Source organism: Ornithinimicrobium flavum (genome assembly GCF_004526345.1).
Classification (GTDB): domain Bacteria; phylum Actinomycetota; class Actinomycetes; order Actinomycetales; family Dermatophilaceae; genus Ornithinicoccus; species Ornithinicoccus flavus.
The window spans coordinates 2,279,297-2,294,934 of the sequence record NZ_CP038213.1 but is presented as its reverse complement, the minus strand read 5'-3'; the positions used below and the strand labels follow the sequence as shown (position 1 = coordinate 2,294,934).

At 73.0% G+C, this 15,638-nt stretch carries 14 protein-coding genes, 1 tRNA gene and 2 pseudogenes; 7 read left to right on the top strand and 10 right to left on the bottom strand.

Annotated elements, in window-relative coordinates:
* Positions 1 to 30 precede the first annotated feature (30 nt).
* On the bottom strand, positions 31 to 450 hold the full coding sequence (locus E3Z34_RS10715; protein ID WP_134773584.1) for a CBS domain-containing protein: 420 nt from the start codon (positions 448 to 450) through the stop codon (positions 31 to 33).
* Between the two features lie 175 nt (positions 451 to 625).
* Between E3Z34_RS10715 and E3Z34_RS10710 the strand changes: the two genes are divergently transcribed.
* Complete coding sequence (locus E3Z34_RS10710; protein ID WP_134773583.1) at positions 626 to 1,141, top strand: DUF3145 domain-containing protein; 516 nt, start codon at positions 626 to 628, stop codon at positions 1,139 to 1,141.
* Positions 1,142 to 1,192: 51 nt separating this feature from the next.
* Here E3Z34_RS10710 and E3Z34_RS10705 read toward each other — a convergent pair whose 3' ends face one another.
* The 7 genes and pseudogenes from E3Z34_RS10705 to aceE all read right to left on the bottom strand — a co-directional run bounded on the left by E3Z34_RS10705 (position 1,193) and on the right by aceE (position 10,091).
* The gene (locus tag E3Z34_RS10705) at positions 1,193 to 2,305 is read right to left on the bottom strand and encodes a glycosyltransferase (protein ID WP_134773582.1); all 1,113 of its coding nucleotides are present in this window, start codon (positions 2,303 to 2,305) and stop codon (positions 1,193 to 1,195) included.
* 51 nt (positions 2,306 to 2,356) lie between these two features.
* Positions 2,357 to 3,616, bottom strand: a complete 1,260-nt coding sequence (gene fabF / locus E3Z34_RS10700; protein ID WP_134773581.1) for a beta-ketoacyl-ACP synthase II — start codon at positions 3,614 to 3,616, stop codon at positions 2,357 to 2,359.
* A 108-nt stretch (positions 3,617 to 3,724) separates the two neighbouring features.
* Entirely contained in the window at positions 3,725 to 3,973 is a 249-nt protein-coding gene (locus tag E3Z34_RS10695) for an acyl carrier protein (RefSeq protein ID WP_134773580.1), read from the bottom strand.
* An 80-nt stretch (positions 3,974 to 4,053) separates the two neighbouring features.
* Positions 4,054 to 5,065: pseudogene (locus E3Z34_RS10690) on the bottom strand (beta-ketoacyl-ACP synthase III).
* A 14-nt stretch (positions 5,066 to 5,079) separates the two neighbouring features.
* Positions 5,080 to 6,063: an ACP S-malonyltransferase gene (locus E3Z34_RS10685; RefSeq protein ID WP_134773579.1), complete on the bottom strand. Its 984-nt coding sequence runs from the start codon at positions 6,061 to 6,063 to the stop codon at positions 5,080 to 5,082.
* A 100-nt stretch (positions 6,064 to 6,163) separates the two neighbouring features.
* On the bottom strand, positions 6,164 to 7,273 hold the full coding sequence (locus E3Z34_RS10680; RefSeq protein ID WP_134773578.1) for a PucR family transcriptional regulator: 1,110 nt from the start codon (positions 7,271 to 7,273) through the stop codon (positions 6,164 to 6,166).
* Between the two features lie 56 nt (positions 7,274 to 7,329).
* Positions 7,330 to 10,091 (bottom strand): annotated as a pseudogene (gene aceE, locus E3Z34_RS10675) (pyruvate dehydrogenase (acetyl-transferring), homodimeric type).
* A 126-nt stretch (positions 10,092 to 10,217) separates the two neighbouring features.
* On the opposite strand from aceE, the gene E3Z34_RS10670 reads away from it, so the two are divergent.
* From E3Z34_RS10670 to E3Z34_RS10645, 6 genes are all read left to right on the top strand, one after another.
* Positions 10,218 to 10,658 carry a DUF3052 family protein gene (locus E3Z34_RS10670; protein WP_134773577.1) on the top strand — a complete coding sequence of 147 codons (441 nt, stop codon included), beginning with the start codon at positions 10,218 to 10,220 and terminating at the stop codon, positions 10,656 to 10,658.
* Positions 10,655 to 11,137, top strand: coding sequence for a peroxiredoxin (locus E3Z34_RS10665; RefSeq protein WP_238695116.1), 483 nt, complete (start codon positions 10,655 to 10,657; stop codon positions 11,135 to 11,137). Before E3Z34_RS10670 ends, E3Z34_RS10665 begins: the two co-directional genes overlap by 4 nt.
* A 16-nt stretch (positions 11,138 to 11,153) precedes the next feature.
* Positions 11,154 to 11,226 (top strand) — tRNA-Val (locus E3Z34_RS10660).
* 1 nt (position 11,227) lies between these two features.
* Complete coding sequence (locus tag E3Z34_RS10655) at positions 11,228 to 12,148, top strand: Nif3-like dinuclear metal center hexameric protein (RefSeq protein ID WP_134773575.1); 921 nt, start codon at positions 11,228 to 11,230, stop codon at positions 12,146 to 12,148.
* Positions 12,145 to 12,882 carry a zinc ribbon domain-containing protein gene (locus E3Z34_RS10650; protein ID WP_134773574.1) on the top strand — a complete coding sequence of 246 codons (738 nt, stop codon included), beginning with the start codon at positions 12,145 to 12,147 and terminating at the stop codon, positions 12,880 to 12,882. The genes E3Z34_RS10655 and E3Z34_RS10650 overlap by 4 nt, the downstream gene beginning before the upstream one ends.
* A complete protein-coding gene (locus tag E3Z34_RS10645; RefSeq protein ID WP_238695115.1) occupies positions 12,879 to 14,213 on the top strand; it encodes a bifunctional RNase H/acid phosphatase in 1,335 nt (444 codons plus the stop codon). The genes E3Z34_RS10650 and E3Z34_RS10645 overlap by 4 nt, the downstream gene beginning before the upstream one ends.
* 12 nt (positions 14,214 to 14,225) lie before the next feature.
* On the opposite strand, the gene E3Z34_RS10640 is transcribed toward E3Z34_RS10645, so the two are convergent.
* Together E3Z34_RS10640 and E3Z34_RS10635 are read right to left on the bottom strand one after the other, a co-directional pair.
* Positions 14,226 to 14,870 (bottom strand): lytic transglycosylase domain-containing protein, encoded by a 645-nt coding sequence (locus tag E3Z34_RS10640; RefSeq protein WP_134773573.1) that lies wholly within the window; start codon positions 14,868 to 14,870, stop codon positions 14,226 to 14,228.
* Positions 14,870 to 15,628 (bottom strand): YaaA family protein, encoded by a 759-nt coding sequence (locus E3Z34_RS10635; RefSeq protein WP_238695114.1) that lies wholly within the window; start codon positions 15,626 to 15,628, stop codon positions 14,870 to 14,872. The genes E3Z34_RS10640 and E3Z34_RS10635 overlap by 1 nt, the downstream gene beginning before the upstream one ends.
* Positions 15,629 to 15,638: the final 10 nt, after the last annotated feature.

The following is a 15,638-nucleotide window of genomic DNA, read 5'->3' as shown; positions in this document are numbered from 1 at the left end:
CACGGACGTGCCACGAGGGGCACGGCCGGCTCACTGCCGGAGGTAGGACTCCAGGTGGTCGCGCTCGGCCTCCAGGGCGTCGAGCCGGGCCTTGACCACGTCGCCGATGGACACGATGCCCTGCAGCCCCTCGTCACCGACCACCGGCAGGTGTCGGAAGCGGCCCTCGGTCATGGTCCGGGCGAGGTCCACGACGTCGTCCTCGGGGGTGCAGGTCTGGACCTCCCTGGTCATCACCTGCTCCAGGGTGCGAGCCGGGTCCGCGCCACCGCGTAGGTGGTGCACGACGTCCCGCTCGGAGGCGATGCCGACCACCCGGTCCCCGTCCAGCACGACCACGGCACCGATCTTGTTGTCGTCGAGCGTCTCCAGCAGCTCCGCGACGGACGCGGAGGACGGCAGGGTGACGACCGAGCTGCCCTTCTTCTTGATGAGGTCTGCGACGCGCATGTTTGAAACTAGCACGGTGGGGATGTGGCGCGCGGGGCACTTGCTCCTGGAGTGATTTGCGAGCACAATGTGACGCACAACCGCACAGAGGCGATGACACGCCGCCGTCATCCGTGCCTGCACCCGTGGTCGAGAGCGTTGGGGAAGACGTCCCTCACCACACAGGAGGCCCAGGATGTCCGCTGTCATGCCCAGAGTCATGACCCGAGGGGTGGTGTTCATCCACTCCACGCCCATCGCGCTGTGCCCGCACATCGCCTGGGCGCTCGAGGGTGTCCTCGACACCCGCGTCAGCCTGGACTGGATGCCTCAGCCGGCGCAGAGCGGCACCATGCGCACCGAGTTCGCGTGGACCGGTGAGGCCGGGACGGGTGCCACGATCGCCAGCGCCATGCGCGGCTGGGACGGCCTGCGGTACGAGGTCGTCGAGGAAGCCAGCCGCGGGAGCGACGGTGTCCGCTGGACCCACACCCCCGCCCTCGGGGTCCACACCGCCCGGCTGTCGGCCAACGGTGACGTCGTCGTCAACGAGGACCGCATCCGCGCCATCCTCGAGGCCTCGGCCGGCAGCGCGGCCACGATCACCGCGGAGCTTGACCGGGCCCTGGGTGCGGCGTGGGACGCCGAGCTGGAGCACTTCCGGCACGCCGGTGAGGGCGCGCCGGTGACCTGGCTGCACAAGGTCGGCTGACAGCCTCGCGAGGACACGAGCTCGCGCCCGGGTCGCCTGTGAGACCTGGGGCTAGGTTGCGAGCGTGGCCCGGACGTCCTGATGCACCGCGAGCATCCGCTCGGCCGAGGTGCGCCAGCTGAAGGTCTCGGCCTGCTCGCGGGCCAGGAGGTGGGCCCCGGGGCGGGCCAGGAGCTCCTCGACCCCGTCGGCGAAGGCCTCCGGCGTGGAGGGCTTGACCACCCCGCCGGGCCCGACGACCTCCTGCAGCGCCCCCTCGTCGCAGCACACGGCCGGCACCCCGACCGCGAGCACCTCCAGCGCAGCGAGCCCGAAGGTCTCCAGCGGGCCCGGGGCGATCGCCACGTCCGCCCGACCCATCCGGGCCGCGAGCTCGGCGCGGTCGGTGATGTAGGAGTGGAAGACCACCGGCAGGTTCTGGGCCCGCCGGACCAGCCTGGGCAGCATGGGCCCCTCGCCGAAGACGGTCATCTGCACGTCGTGCCCCCTGCGGAGGAGCTCGCGCACCGTCTCGATCGACAGCCCCGGGTTCTTCTCCGGGGACAGGCGGCCGCAGTGCACGATCTGGATGCGCTGCCCCGGGGCCGGTGGGGCGTAGTCCTGCAGGTCCCCGGTGGGCGAGAAGGTATCCAGGTCGACCCCCAGCGGCACGACGTGCGCCGGGATGCCGTTGCGGTGGAACTCCTCGGCGGCGAACCGGCTCGGGCACACGATGGCGTCGTAGTCGTGGGCCGACAGCCGGTTGACCAGGTCGGCCGACAGGTGGGCGACCCCGACCGGCATCGGGGTCCGTCGGACGAGGATCCCGGTCATGTTCTCATGGCTGAGCATGACCGACCCGATGCCCCTGCGCGCCGCCCACCGACCCATCCACCGGGTCGTGGCGCGGTCGGAGACCTCGAGGGCGTCCGGGGCGATGGCGTCCATGAGACGGGACAGGCCGACGCGGCTCCACATGAGCGAGTAGCCGGTGCCCGGGACGGGGGTGGCGGGCACGCGGTAGACGGTGCCCTGGGCCTCCTCGCTGATCTCCGGGCCGGGACCGGGGATGATGAGCGAGGCCCGGTGACCGAGATCCTGGTAGTGCTGGCCCCAGGCCCGCAGGGCGGTCTTGATCCCCCCGGAGGTGGGGCTGACGAAGTTGGCGACGCGAAGGATGTGCATGTCCCGGCGCAGCCTAGCCCTGCCGTCTGACCGTCGGCCGGAGCCTGGGGCTCACCCGGCGCTGGCGAAGGTGAGGGCCACGTTGACCCCGCCGAAGCCGAAGGAGTTGTTGAGGGCAGCCAGGTCGCCCGCCGGCAGCTCGCGCGCGGCGTCGCGGACGACGTCGAGGTCGATCTCGGGATCCATGGTCTCGATGTTGATGGTGGCGGGGACCCGGCGGTGGTGCAGCGACAGCACCGTGAGCACGGCCTCCAGCGCTCCGGCGGCGCCGAGCAGGTGACCGGTCATGGACTTGGTGCCGGTGACGCAGATGTTGCCGGTGTGGTCCCCGAACGCGCGTCGGATCGCGCGGGCCTCCGCGGCGTCCCCCACCGGGGTCGAGGTGGCGTGGGCGTTGATGTGCGAGATGTCGGTGACGGACAGCCCGGCGTCCGCGACGGTCTCCAGCATCGCCCGCGCGGCGCCCTTGCCCTCGGGCTCGCCGGCGGTGATGTGGTAGGCGTCCGAGGACATCCCCACGCCGTCCAGGTAGGCGTAGATCCGGGCCCCGCGGGCCTTGGCGTGCTCCTCGGCCTCCAGCACCATGACGCCGGCCCCCTCGCCCATGACGAAGCCGTCCCGGCCCACGTCGTAGGGGCGCGAGGCCCCCTGCGGGTCGTCGTTCCGGGTGGACAGGGCGGTCATGGAGGCGAAGGCGGCCACGGGCAGCGGGTGGATCGCGGCCTCGGTGCCGCCCGCCACGACGACGTCAGCCCGCCCGGAGCGGATCATCTGCACCCCGAGCCCCATACCCTCGGCGCCGGAGGCGCAGGCGCTGACGGGGCAGTGGGCGCCGGCGCGGGCGGTCAGGTCGAGGCTGACGGCGGCGGCGGACCCGTTGGGCATGAGCATGGGCACGGTGAGGGGGAAGACGCGGCGGGGGCCCTTCTCCTTAAGGACCTCCCACTGGTCCAGCAGCGTCCAGACCCCGCCGATGCCGGAGCCGATGGCCACGCCGAGGCGCTCGGGCTCCAGCTCGGGGGCACCCGCGTCGGCCCAGGCCTCGCGGGAGGCGATGAGGGCGTACTGGCCCGAGGGGTCGTTGCGGCGGACCTCGACCTTGGCGAGCACCTCGGCCGGGCTGGTGTGCAGCTGGGCCGCGAAGGTCACCGGGAGCTCGTGCCGCTCGATCCACTCCTCGGGGAGGCGGCGCACACCCGAGCGACCGGCCAGGATGCCCTCCCAGGTCTCGGGGGCGGTGCCGCCGACGGGGGTGGTGGCACCGAGGCCGGTCACGGCGACGCGGCGGGGGGTCTTCGTGCTGGCGGACATGGTCGCTGCCTCCTGGCGCGGGGTCGGGCGGGTGTGGCGCGGGTGGGACGGGTATGGCGGGGGCCGGGTGGCCGCGCCCGGCCCGGGGGCCGGACGCGACCGGGGGGGTCAGCCCTGGTTGTTGTTGATGTAGGTGACCGCGTCGCGGACGTGCGTGAGGTTCTTGACCTCGTCGTCCGGGATCCGGACGCCGAACTTGTCCTCGGCGTTGACGACGATGGTCATCATCGACAGCGAGTCGATGTCCAGGTCCTCGGTGAAGGACTTGTCCATCTGGACCTCCTCGGCCTCCAGACCCGTCTCCTCGTTGACGATCTCGGCGAGACCCTCGAGGATTTCCTGCTCGCTCAGTGCCATGGGTTGTCTCCTTCGGTATGTGGTCACAGCTGACCCGGTCGTGGTGCTCCCGCCGGGCCCCGGGGGTCTGGGGGTGCCGGTCAGGGCATGAGGACCACCTGGGCGGCATACACGAGCCCGGCGCCGAACCCGATCTGCAGGGCGGCGCCCCCGTGCGGGGCCTCGCCCTCCTCCAGCATCCGGCTCATCGCCAGCGGGATCGAGGCGGCGGAGGTGTTGCCGGTCTCGGCGATGTCGCGGGCCACCGGCACGTGGTCGGGCAGCTTGAGGGCCTTGATCATCGCGTCGGTGATGCGCATGTTCGCCTGGGGGGACGAAGGCGTCCAGGTCGGCCGGGGTGAGGCCGGCGGCGCTGACCGCCTCCTGCGCCACCTGCGCCATGGAGAAGACGGCCCAACGGAAGACGGTCTGGCCCTGCATGACGAAGGAGGGCCACGGGGTGGGGTCGCTTTGGTCCGGCTGCTCCATCTGCTCGCGCAGCCCGGTCCAGGGCTCGCGCTGGGTGATGACGTCGCGCTGCTCGCCCAGGCTGCCCCACAGGGTGGGGCCGATGCCGGGGACGTCGGAGACGCCGACCACGGCGGCACCGGCCCCGTCCCCGAAGATGAAGGCGGTGCTGCGGTCGTAGGGGTCGGTGAAGTCGGACAGCTTCTCGACGCCGACGACCAGGACGTAGTCGGCCGTCCCGACCCGCACCATGTCGTTGGCCAGGGAGATGGCGTGGCAGTAGCCCGCGCAGGCGGCCGAGATGTCGAAGGCGGCGGGGTTCGGGATGGCGAGCCGGTGGGCGAGCTCCGGGGCGGCCGCCGGGGTCTGGTAGGGGTGGGTGACGGTCGCCATGATGACCACCCCCACCTGCTCGGGGGAGACCCCGGCGTTCTCGAGCGCCCGACGGGCCGCGACCTCGGACATGTCGATGACCGACTCGTCCTCCCGGGCGAACCTGCGGGTGACGATGCCCGAGCGCTGCCGGATCCACTCGTCGGAGGAGTCGATGGTGCGGCAGATCTCCTCGTTGGTCACCACCCGCTCGGGGCGGTAGCCGCCGACGCCGTGGATGCGGGCGTGCCGCAGGACGTCCGGCGCGGTCAGGGACGGGCGGGTGCTCACAGGGAGTCCTCCTCCGGAAGGTGGTGCGACGGACCGGTGTCGTCGCGGTCGCCGGCACCGTGCTCGCGGATCATCCTCGCGGCTGCCTCGAGGTCGTCCGGGCTCTTCAGGGCGAGGGTATCCACACCCTTGAGTCCGCGCTTGGCGAGACCCACCAGGGTGCCGGCCGGGGGGATCTCGATGAGGCCGGTCACCCCCAGGTCGGCCAGGGTCTGCATCGTCAGGTCCCAGCGCACCGGGCTGGAGACCTGGGTCACCAGCCTGCGCAGCACCTCGGTGCCGTCCCGGACGACGCCCCCGTCCGCGTTGGACAGCAGGGGGAGCCGGGGGGCCCCGGGCTCGATCACCCGGGCGTAGCCCGCGAGGCGGTCGACGGCGGGCTGCATGTGCCGGGTGTGGAAGGCCCCGGCCACGGCCAGCGGGATCACCCGCGCCCGGGCCGGGGGCTCCTGGGCGAGTCCCTCGAGCTGCTCGAGGGTGCCCGCGGCGACCACCTGGCCCGCGCCGTTCATGTTGGCGGGGGTGAGGCCGTGGCGTTCGAGGGCGGCCGCGACCTCCTGCGCGTCGCCACCGACGACGGCGCTCATGCCCGTGGGAGCGGCCGCCGAGGCCATCGCCATCCCGCGCCCCCGCTCCCGGACGAACACCATGGCCTGCTCCTGGCTCAGCACGCCGGCGGCCGCGGCGACCGTGATCTCGCCGACGGAGTGGCCGGCGGTGGCTCCGACCCGGCGGACGAGGTCGCCCGGGTCGGGGAGCAGGGCGGGCAGGCAGGCCAGCCCGGCGGCCACGATGAGGGGCTGGGCGACCGCGGTGTCCTTGATGGTGTCCGCGTCCGAGGTCGTGCCGTGGGCGACCAGGTCGATCCCGGCGACGGCGGAGAGCCACTCCAGCCGGTCCCGCAGACCTGGGAGCTCCAGCCAGGGGGAGAGAAAACCGGGGGTCTGTGAGCCCTGTCCGGGCGCGACGATCGCGAGCACCCCACCACTCTGCCTCCCATTTCCCCGCGAACTCTCCACCGTTCCCCACCAGAAGACCGGCGCCGCTTTGTAGGATTCCTACAAGGTCGCGGTGCCGCGCTCAGGGGGTCGGGGAGGCCGGTCGGCGGGGTCCGCGCACCGGTCGGCTGGTCCGTCCCAGGGCCAGGGCGACCTGCAGGACCCAGGCGTCCCGGGCGTTCTGCGGGTCCAGCCCGACGGTGTCCGCCACGCGCCGCAGCCGGTACCGGACGGTGTTGGGGTGCAGGAAGAGCAGCCGCGCCGTCGCCTCCAGGACCTGGCCGTTGTCGAGGTAGGCCTGGGTCGTGTCCAGGAGGTCGGACGCGTGGTCCCGCAGCGGGAGGTAGACGCGGTCCACCAGCATGCGCCGCGCCGGGGTCTCGCCCAGCAGCGCCCGCTCCGGGAGGAGCTCGTCGGCCGCGACGGGACGGGGGGCGCCGGGCCACGCGGGCGCCGCGTCCACCCCGGACAGGGCCGCCCGGGCGCTGCGACCCGCGGCGAACAGGTGGGGGACCCGCGGACCCACCACCACGGGGCCGTCGCCGAAGGCCGGCGTCAGCCGCTCCGCGTCGGCGAGGGGGTCGGTCGACCCCCCCAGCACGCAGACCAGCCGGGTCCCCTGGACGGCGGTGAGGGCCTCGCGCCCCAGGCGCCTCGCGGCCAGGCGCAGGTCGCCCAGGGCCGGTGCGGACTGCCCCTCGGGCAGGCGTCCCACGACCACGGCGACGTCGGTCACGTCCTCCCAGCCGAGCTCCGCGGCCCGGGAGGCCAGCGAGTCGTCGGCCTCACCGCGGATCACCGAGTGCACGACGAGCGACTCCAGACGGGCGTCCCAGCCGCCGCGCTGCTCGGCGGCCCGCGCGTAGACCTCGGCCGCGGCGAAGGCCAGGTCGCGCGAGTAGCGCAGGACCGCCTCGCGCAGGGCCGGCACCTCGCTGCCGGGCACGAGCTCGGGGATGGCCTCTTCGACGGTGACGATGGCCGTCCGGGTCAGGTCGAGCGCGTGCGCCAGCGAGATCGCCGAGGTCAGGCTGGAGGGTGCGGCCGAGAAGGCCTGCGCAGGGGGCGGTCCGGACGGAGCACCCTCGTCGTACCAGGTGAGCAGCGCGTTGAGCCCGGCCTGGGCGACCAGGGCGACCCAGGAGCGGTCGTCGGCCGACAGCTGGCGGAACCAGTCGTGGTCGGCCTCCATCCGCTGGGTCGCCCTGGTCGCCAGGCTCCCGGCACGGCGGGCGAGGCTGTCCCGGGTCAGGCGTCGCCCCCGGTGTTGCCGGAGGTGCCGGCGGTGACGTCGAGGAGCCGGTACTTCTTCGCGGCCTCCTGGGGCACACCGGGGTCCAGCTCCCCCCGGTCGGCCAGCATCTGCAGGGCCTTGACCGCCATCGACGGGCCGTCGATGTGGAAGAAGCGACGGGCCGCCGGGCGGGTGTCTGCGAAGCCGAATCCGTCGGCGCCGAGCGCGTAGTAGTCCTCGGGGACCCAGCCGGCGATCTGGTCCTGGACCTGGCGCATCCAGTCGCTGGTGGCGATGACCGGGCCGCTCGCCTCCGAGAGCCGCTGCGTGACGTAGGGCACGCGCCGCTCCTTCTCCGGGTGCAGGAAGGCTTCGTCGTCGCAGGCCATGGCCTCTCGGCGCAGCTCGCTCCAGGACGTGACCGACCAGACGTCGGAGCTCACGCCCCAGTCGTCCCGCAGCAGCGCCTGGGCCTCCAGGGCCCACGGCACGCCCACGCCGGACCCGAGCAGGCGCACGTGCCGGCCCTCGCCGGCCGGCTCCATACCGGAGACCTTGTGCATGCCCCTGACGATGCCCTCGGCGTCCACGTCCTCCGGCTCGGCCGGCTGGATCATCGGCTCGTTGTAGACGGTGATGTAGTAGAAGACGTCCTCGGGGTCCGAGCCGTACATCCGCTCCAGGGCGTCGGGCAGGATGTGGGCCAGCTCGTAGGCGTAGGCGGGGTCGTAGGCCACGCACGCCGGGTTGGTCGCCGCGAGAGCAGCTGCGAGTGGCCGTCCGCGTGCTGCAGACCCTCACCGGCCAGCGTGGTCCGCCCCGCGGTGGCCCCGATGAGGAACCCGCGGGTCAGCTGGTCGGCCGCGGCCCAGATGCCGTCACCGGTGCGCTGGAAGCCGAACATCGAGTAGAAGATGTAGAACGGCACCATCTGCACGCCGTGGGTGTCGTAGGAGGTGCCGGCGGCGGTGAACGCCGCCACCGAGCCGCCCTCGTTGATCCCCAGGTGCCAGATCTGGCCGGCCGTGGACTCCTTGTAGGCGAGCATGAGGTCGGCGTCGACCGAGGTGTAGTTCTGCCCGTGGACGTTGTAGATCTTCGCCGTGGGGAAGAAGCTGTCCATCCCGAAGGTGCGGGCCTCGTCCGGGATGATCGGCACGAGGTGCTTGCCGAACTCCTTGTCGCGGATCCACTCCTTGAAGATCCGGACCAGGGCCATCGTGGTCGCGACGTTCTGCTTGCCCGAGCCCTTCTTCGCGACGTCGTAGACCTTGCGGTCAGGCAGCGCGAGGGGCGCCGCCTTCTCCGGCTCCCGCTTGGGCAGGTAGCCCCCGAGCTGGCGCCGGCGGTCCTTCATGTAGCGGATCGCCTCGTCGTCCTCACCCGGGTGGTAGAACGGCGGCTTGTAGGGGTCGGCCTCGAGCTGCTCGTCGGTGATCGGGATGCGCAGGTTGTCGCGGAAGCCCTTGAGGTCATCCAGCGTCATCTTCTTCATCTGGTGCGTGGCGTTCCGACCCGCGAAGTGGGAGCCCAGCGAGTAGCCCTTGATGGTGTGGGCCAGGATCACCGTCGGCTGACCCGTGTGGGCCATCGCGGCCTGGTAGGCGGCGTAGACCTTGCGGTAGTCGTGCCCGCCCCGCTTGAGCTTCCACCAGATGTCCTCGTCGCTCCAGTCCTTGACGAGCTCCTTGGTGCGCGGGTCGCGCCCGAAGAAGTGGTCGCGGATGAAGGCGCCGTCGTTGGCGCGGAAGGTCTGGAAGTCACCGTCGGGCGTGGAGTTCATGAGGTTGACGAGGGCGCCGGAGGTGTCCTTGGCGATCAGGTCGTCCCACCCTCGGCCCCACAGGACCTTGATGACGTTCCAGCCCGCGCCCCGGAAGAAGCTCTCCAGCTCCTGGACGATCTTGCCGTTGCCGCGGACCGGCCCGTCGAGCCGCTGCAGGTTGCAGTTGACGACGAAGGTGAGGTTGTCGAGCTCGTCGTTGGCCGCCACCTGGAGCAGGCCGCGCGACTCCGGCTCGTCCATCTCGCCGTCGCCGAGGAAGGCCCACACGTGCTGCTGGCTGGTGTCGCTGATGCCCCGGTTGTGGAGGTACTTGTTGAAGGCCGCCTGGTAGATCGCGTTCATCGGGCCCAGGCCCATCGACACCGTCGGGAACTGCCAGAAGTCCGGCATGGCCCGCGGGTGGGGGTAGGACGGCATCGTCCTGTGGTCGGGGAGCAGGCCCTTGCTCTTCTCCTGCCGGAACCCGTCCAGGTCGGCCTCGGTGAGCCGGCCCTCCAGGAAGGCCCGGGCGTAGATGCCGGGGGACGCGTGACCCTGGAAGAAGAGCTGGTCGCCGCCGCCCTCGTGGTCCCGACCGCGCCAGAAGTGGTTGAAGCCGACCTCCCACAGCGTCGACATGGACGCGTAGGAGGAGATGTGGCCACCCACGGAGATGTCGGGGTGCTGGGCCCGGTGGACCATGACCGCGGCGTTCCAGCGCATCCAGGCCCGGTAGCGGCGCTCCATGTCCTCGTCACCCGGGAACCACGGCTCACGCTCCGGCGGGATCGTGTTGATGTAGTCCGTCGTGGTGAGGGAGGGAAGACCCACCTGGGAGTCGCGCGCCCGCTCCAGCATCCGCAGCATGAGGTAGCGGGCCCGCTGGCGCCCGCCGCTCTCGATCGCGGAGTCCAGGGAGTCGAGCCACTCCTGGGTCTCCTCGGGGTCGGTGTCCGGGACCTGACTCGGTAGACCGTTGAGGATCGGGCCGGTGGGGCGCTGGAAGACCATCAGGATGGATCCTTTCCGACGTGGATGACCCGCTCAGTCTGTCATGGCGGGTGGGCCGGAGTCGGCCCCGGTGCTCGGGGTGGCCGGTTGTCCTGCGGCACCCATGGGTGGTTGGCTAGTCGCACCATGAAAGGGCATACGAAAGATCACGAGCAGGTCGACGGGGTGGCCGACGGCCCCCTGCTGTCGGGGCTGCGCAGGTTGGGGCTGCGGCCGGGGCAGGTCGTCGTCGAGTTCGGCTACGACGACGACGTGGACGAGGACGTCCGGGAGGCCGCCGAGGCGCTCGCCGGGAGCGCGATCGAGGAGGACGACTACGACGGCGTCGTCGACGTGGTGCTGCTGTGGTGGCGCGACGGGGACGGGGACCTGGCCGACGAGCTGGTCGACGCGCTGACCGGTCTGGAGGAGGGCGGCTCGATCGCGCTGCTCACCCCCGGCCCCGGCCGGGGGGACAGGGTCCCGGCCCACGACGTGCAGGAGGCGTGCACCGTCTGCTCGCTCTCCGCCTCGGGGGCGGTCCCCCTGGGCGGATGGGTGGGTCAGCGGCTGGTGGGCCGACGGTGACCACCCCCGTGCGTCAGCCGGCTCCGCCGGCGGTGGGGGGACGGGCTCCGGAGCTGTGCCTGCCGGACCAGCACGGCGGGATGGTGCGCCTGTCCGAGGCGGTGGCGGACCGGCACGCCCTGCTGGTCTTCTACCCCTTTGCCTTCTCCTCGATCTGCACGGGGGAGCTGCTGGAGATCCAGCTGAACATCGACGAGTTTGTCAACGACCGCGTCCAGGTCTACGGCGTCTCCTGCGACCCGCCCCACGCGCTGCGGGCCTGGGCGGCGCACGAGGGGTACCGGTTCCCCCTGCTGTCCGACTTCTGGCCGCACGGTGAGGCCAGCCGGGCGTACGGCGTCTTCGACGAGAGCTCCGGCATGTCGGTGCGGGGAACCTTCCTGGTGACCCTCTCGATGGAGGTGCGGTGGAGCCTGCTTCACGGGCCGGGCGAGGCACGCGAGATCGGCGTGCTGCACGAGGCCGTGCGCGACCTGTAAGAATGGTCGGCCGAAGGGGCCTGTAGCTCAGCTGGTAGAGCGCCGCGTTTACACCGCGTAGGTCGTCGGTTCGAGCCCGGCCGGGCCCACGTGGACAACAGCAGAGCGACATCGTCGGCGCCGCGGCTGCGGGACGTCGTGGCGGTCCTGGAGGAGCTCTACCCGCCGGGCACCGCCCAGTCCTGGGACCGGGTCGGGCTGGCGGCCGGTGACCCCGACCAGCCGGTGACGACCGTCCTGCTCGCCGTGGACCCCACCCTGGACGTGGTGGCCGAGGCGGTGCGGACCGGGGCGGACCTCATCGTCGCCCACCACCCGCTCCTGCTCCGCGGGATCCACTCGGTGGCGACCACCAGCGCCAAGGGGGCCACGATCCACGACCTCCTCGTGAACGACGTGGCGCTCTACTGCGCCCACACCAACGCCGACGTCGCCGACCCCGGCGTGGGCCACGCCCTGGCCGCCGCCTGCGGGCTCGCGGCCACCCGTCCCCTCTCGGTGGTCGAGGACCAGGAGCTGGGTCGGGTGGGGGAGCTGGACCGGCCGGTCTCCCTGGCGGACTTCGCCTCCCGTCTGGCCGCGGCGCTGCCGCCGAGCGCGGTCGGGGTGCGGGTCAGCGGCCCCGCGGACGCCGAGGTGCGCACCGTCGCCCTCCTGGGCGGTGCGGGCGACTCCGCCTTCGACGCCGTGCGCAGCAGCGGTGCGGACGTCTACGTGACGGCTGACCTGCGGCACCACCCCGCGCTCGAGGCGAGGGAGGAGTCCCGCGCGAGGGAGCGCGCGGGCGGGGACGGCACCCCATACCTCGTCGACGCCGGCCACTGGGCCAGCGAGTGGCTGTGGCTGCCCGGCCTGCGGGACCTGCTCGCCGCCCGGCTGGGGGATAGCGTGAGCCTGCGGATCTCCTCCGTGCGCACCGACCCCTGGGACTTCGTCGTCGGTGCCAGGGGTCCTCGCGAGCACGTGCCAGACCCGTCCGCCGACCGCACCACCACAGGAGGTATGCCGTGAAGGCGTCCCCGCAGATGCAGGCCAGACTGCTCGACCTCGTCGATCTGGACACGACCGTCAACCAGCTCGCGCACCGGCTCCGGACGCTGCCCGAGCAGACCGACATCGACCGGATGGAGGCGCGTCTGCCCGCCCTGCAGGAGGCCGTCGTCCGCACCGGCACCGAGGTCAGCGACCTGCAGCGCGAGGTCGCGCGGGCGGAGGCGGCCGTGCAGCTGGTGCGGGACCGGGCCGCGAGGGACCGGCAACGGCTGGAGTCGGGGACGGGCAGCGCCAAGGACCTGCAAGCCCTGCAGCACGAGCTGGAGTCCCTGGGGCGCCGTCAGGGTGTGCTCGAGGACGAGGAGCTCGAGGTCATGGAGCGGGCGGAGTCGGCGGAGGCGGCCGAGCGCGAGGCCCGCGGCGCGCTGGACGAGCACTCCGCCCGGCTCGCCGAGCTGAGGGCGGTGCGGGACGAGAAGGCCGCGGCGATCGAGGCCGAGAAGGCTGAGGTCGAGGGTGGACGGACCGCCCTGACCGCAGAGCTCCCGGCGGACCTCCTGGCGCTCTACGAACGGCTGCGGGCCCAGCTGGGCAGCGGGGCGGCAGCGCTGCAGCAGCGGCGGTGCGGCGGGTGCCGCCTGGACATCAACGCGGTGGACCTGGGCCGGATCCGGGCCGCGGCGGAGGACGAGGTGCTGCGCTGCGAGGAGTGCGGTCGCATCCTGGTGCGGACGCCGGAGTCCGGGCTGTGACCCTGCGCCGGGCCCTGGTCGTCGAGGCTGACGGCGGCTCCCGAGGCAACCCCGGGGTGGGGGGCTTCGGCGCGCTGGTGCGGGACGCGCGGACCGGTCGGCTGCTGGCGGAGCGTGCCGGGCCCCTGGGCAAGGTCTCCAACAACGTGGCCGAGTACACCGGTCTCGTCGAGGGCCTGCGCGCCGTCCTGGACCTGGGGCTCGCGCAGGGGGCGACCGTCGAGGTCCGCATGGACTCCAAGCTCGTGGTGGAGCAGATGACCGGGCGGTGGAAGATCAAGCACGCCGACATGCGTCGGTTGGCGCTGGACGCCCGCCGTCTGGTCGACGAGGTGCAGAGCCAGGACGGGTCCGTCGAGTTCACCTGGATCCCGCGGGAGCGCAACGGTGCCGCCGACGCCCTGTCCAACGACGGCATGGACGGGCGGACCGTCCACCGTGACCACGTCCGGGCCGCCGCTGGCCAGAGCGGGGCGGACGACGACCCGGACCCCTGGTCCGAGCTCGAGGAGGACGAGGGGACGGCGCGGGGCGGGGGTCGGGCCTACCACGACCGGCAGCTGGTCCGGCCGACGTTCGGCGAGGCGAAGGCCCCCGTGAGCGACCTGCTGCTCTCCGACGAGACGGTGCCGGTGCTGGAGGGCCAGACCAGGTTGGTCCTGGTGCGCCACGGCGTCACGGACTTCACGGTCGAGCACCGGCTCGACGGCCGGGGCGGGGCCGACCCCTCCCTCAACACCACCGGGCTGGCCCAGGCCCGCGCGGCCGCGCGGGCCGTCGAGGCCCTCGTGGGGAGGTCCGAGCCGGGCCCGGTCACCGTCGTGAGCTCCTCGTTGCAGCGGGCCCGGCAGACCGGTCAGGCCATCGCCGACGCGCTGGGGGTCGAGCGGGAGGAGGACGCCGACTGGGACGAGCAGGGGTTCGGGGACTGGGACGGGCGCGCCATGCCCGAGCTGCTGTCCCGGTACGGCCAAGACCTGCGGCGGCTGCGTGCGGACCCCGACTACCGACGCCCGGGCGGGGAGAGCCGGCGGGAGCTGGACCGGCGGGTCGCGGCCGCACTGTCCCGGGCCACGGCCCGGGGCGGGACCGTCGTCGTGGCCACGCACCGGATCGTGCTCATGTCCGTCCTGGCCCGGCTGCTCGGGGTCGACCACGAGCGAGCGTGGTCGATCGCCACCGCGCCGGCCTCGCTGTCGGCCGTCGAGGTGTGGCCGGACGGTGGCGTGCAGGTGGCTTTCGTCAACGACACCCACCACCTCTACGACCCCGCCCTCGACCCCGGGCCGGCGCCGGTCGCCATGCGGATCCTCGACTCTTCGCTGGACTGACGCGCGAGTCGCTCAGTCCAGCCGCGTGCCGTCCGGGCCGTAGCGCTCTGCGTAGCGGTCCGCGTGCTCGAGGACCTCGTCGGCGTAGCGCCCGGACTGGTTGTAGCGCAGGACCGCTCTCCGCAGCTCGCCCCGGTCGGACAGGTCGACGGGGGTGAAGCCGCACAGGTGGACCGCCGCGGACAGCGCCGCGTCGTGGACGTTGTGGGGGTCGGCGACGCCGTCGCCGCTCGCGTCCCGCCCGTAGAGCTCCCAGCTCGTGGGGATGAACTGCATCGGCCCGACCGCGCGGTCGAACTGCGTGTCGCCGTCGAGGCGGCCCAGGTCGGAGTCCTCGACCGGCGTGGTGTTGCCCCCGGCACCCGAGCCGTCGAGGAGGGGACCGAGGATCTGGGGGTCGGTGCGGCCCACGGCGTCGACCTCGCTCCCGCGGGCGTGCCCGGACTCCACCCTCCCGATGCCGGCGAGCACCTGCCAGGTCAGACCCTCGCACCCCGGCACCTCCTGCGGCAGTCGCTCCACGGCACCGACGTAGGCCGCGACCAGCTCGGGCCGGACCCGCTCGTCGCGGTCCCCGCCGAGGACGGCGGCGAGCAGGGCCGTGCCGAGCAGGCCGGCCCCGATCCATCCCAGGGTGCGCTGCCGCACGGGGGCCATCAGCGGGCCGTCGCCTCGAGCGACCAGCCGCCGCCACGGTTCTGCTCCAGCCGCAGCCGGAACCGATCCTCGAGCGCCGTCACCAGGTCCTGGGGCGTCCGAGGGTCGGACGGGGCCCCGACCAGGGCGCGGGCCACCAGGCCGCGGGTGTGCTTGGCCATGTGGGTGGCACCGGGCACCTTGACCTGCACCCAGCGCTCGGCGAGGCTCCCGCGGGGGCTCCAGGCGGCGGCATACGTGCTGGAGCGGGTGTCGACCACGAGGCCCCGACCGGCGGCGCCGGTCAGCACCGGGGCCAGGTGCGGGCGCCAGAAGGAGGCGAGCGGACCCACCCCGGGCAGGTTGACCCCCATGGCGAGCCGGTAGGGCGCCAGCCGGTCGGTCATCCGCACCAGGCCGTAGAGCGCCGACACCACCCGCAGGCGCGCCGTGGCCCTGCGTGACGACGCCGGGTCCAGGCCCGCCAGGTCGAGCGCGTCGTAGAGGACACCGGTGTAGAGCTCGCGGGCCGGCAGCGTCGGGGCGCTCCCGAGCCGGAGGTTCCGGGCGACGTCCTCTCCCAGCGTCGCGCTGACCGACAGGACGACCGGCGCGTCGATCCGGGCGCTCGCCGCGGCCAGCGCCCGCGCCACCTGCTGCCGGGGCTCCGTCAGCTCGGGAGAGGACAGCCGGTCCCACCGCAGGCTGGCACCACGGGCCCGGGTGGCCTTGGACTCCGAGGGCGGCAGCAGGATGAGCACCACAGGAGGGTAGGTCATCGACCCCCGT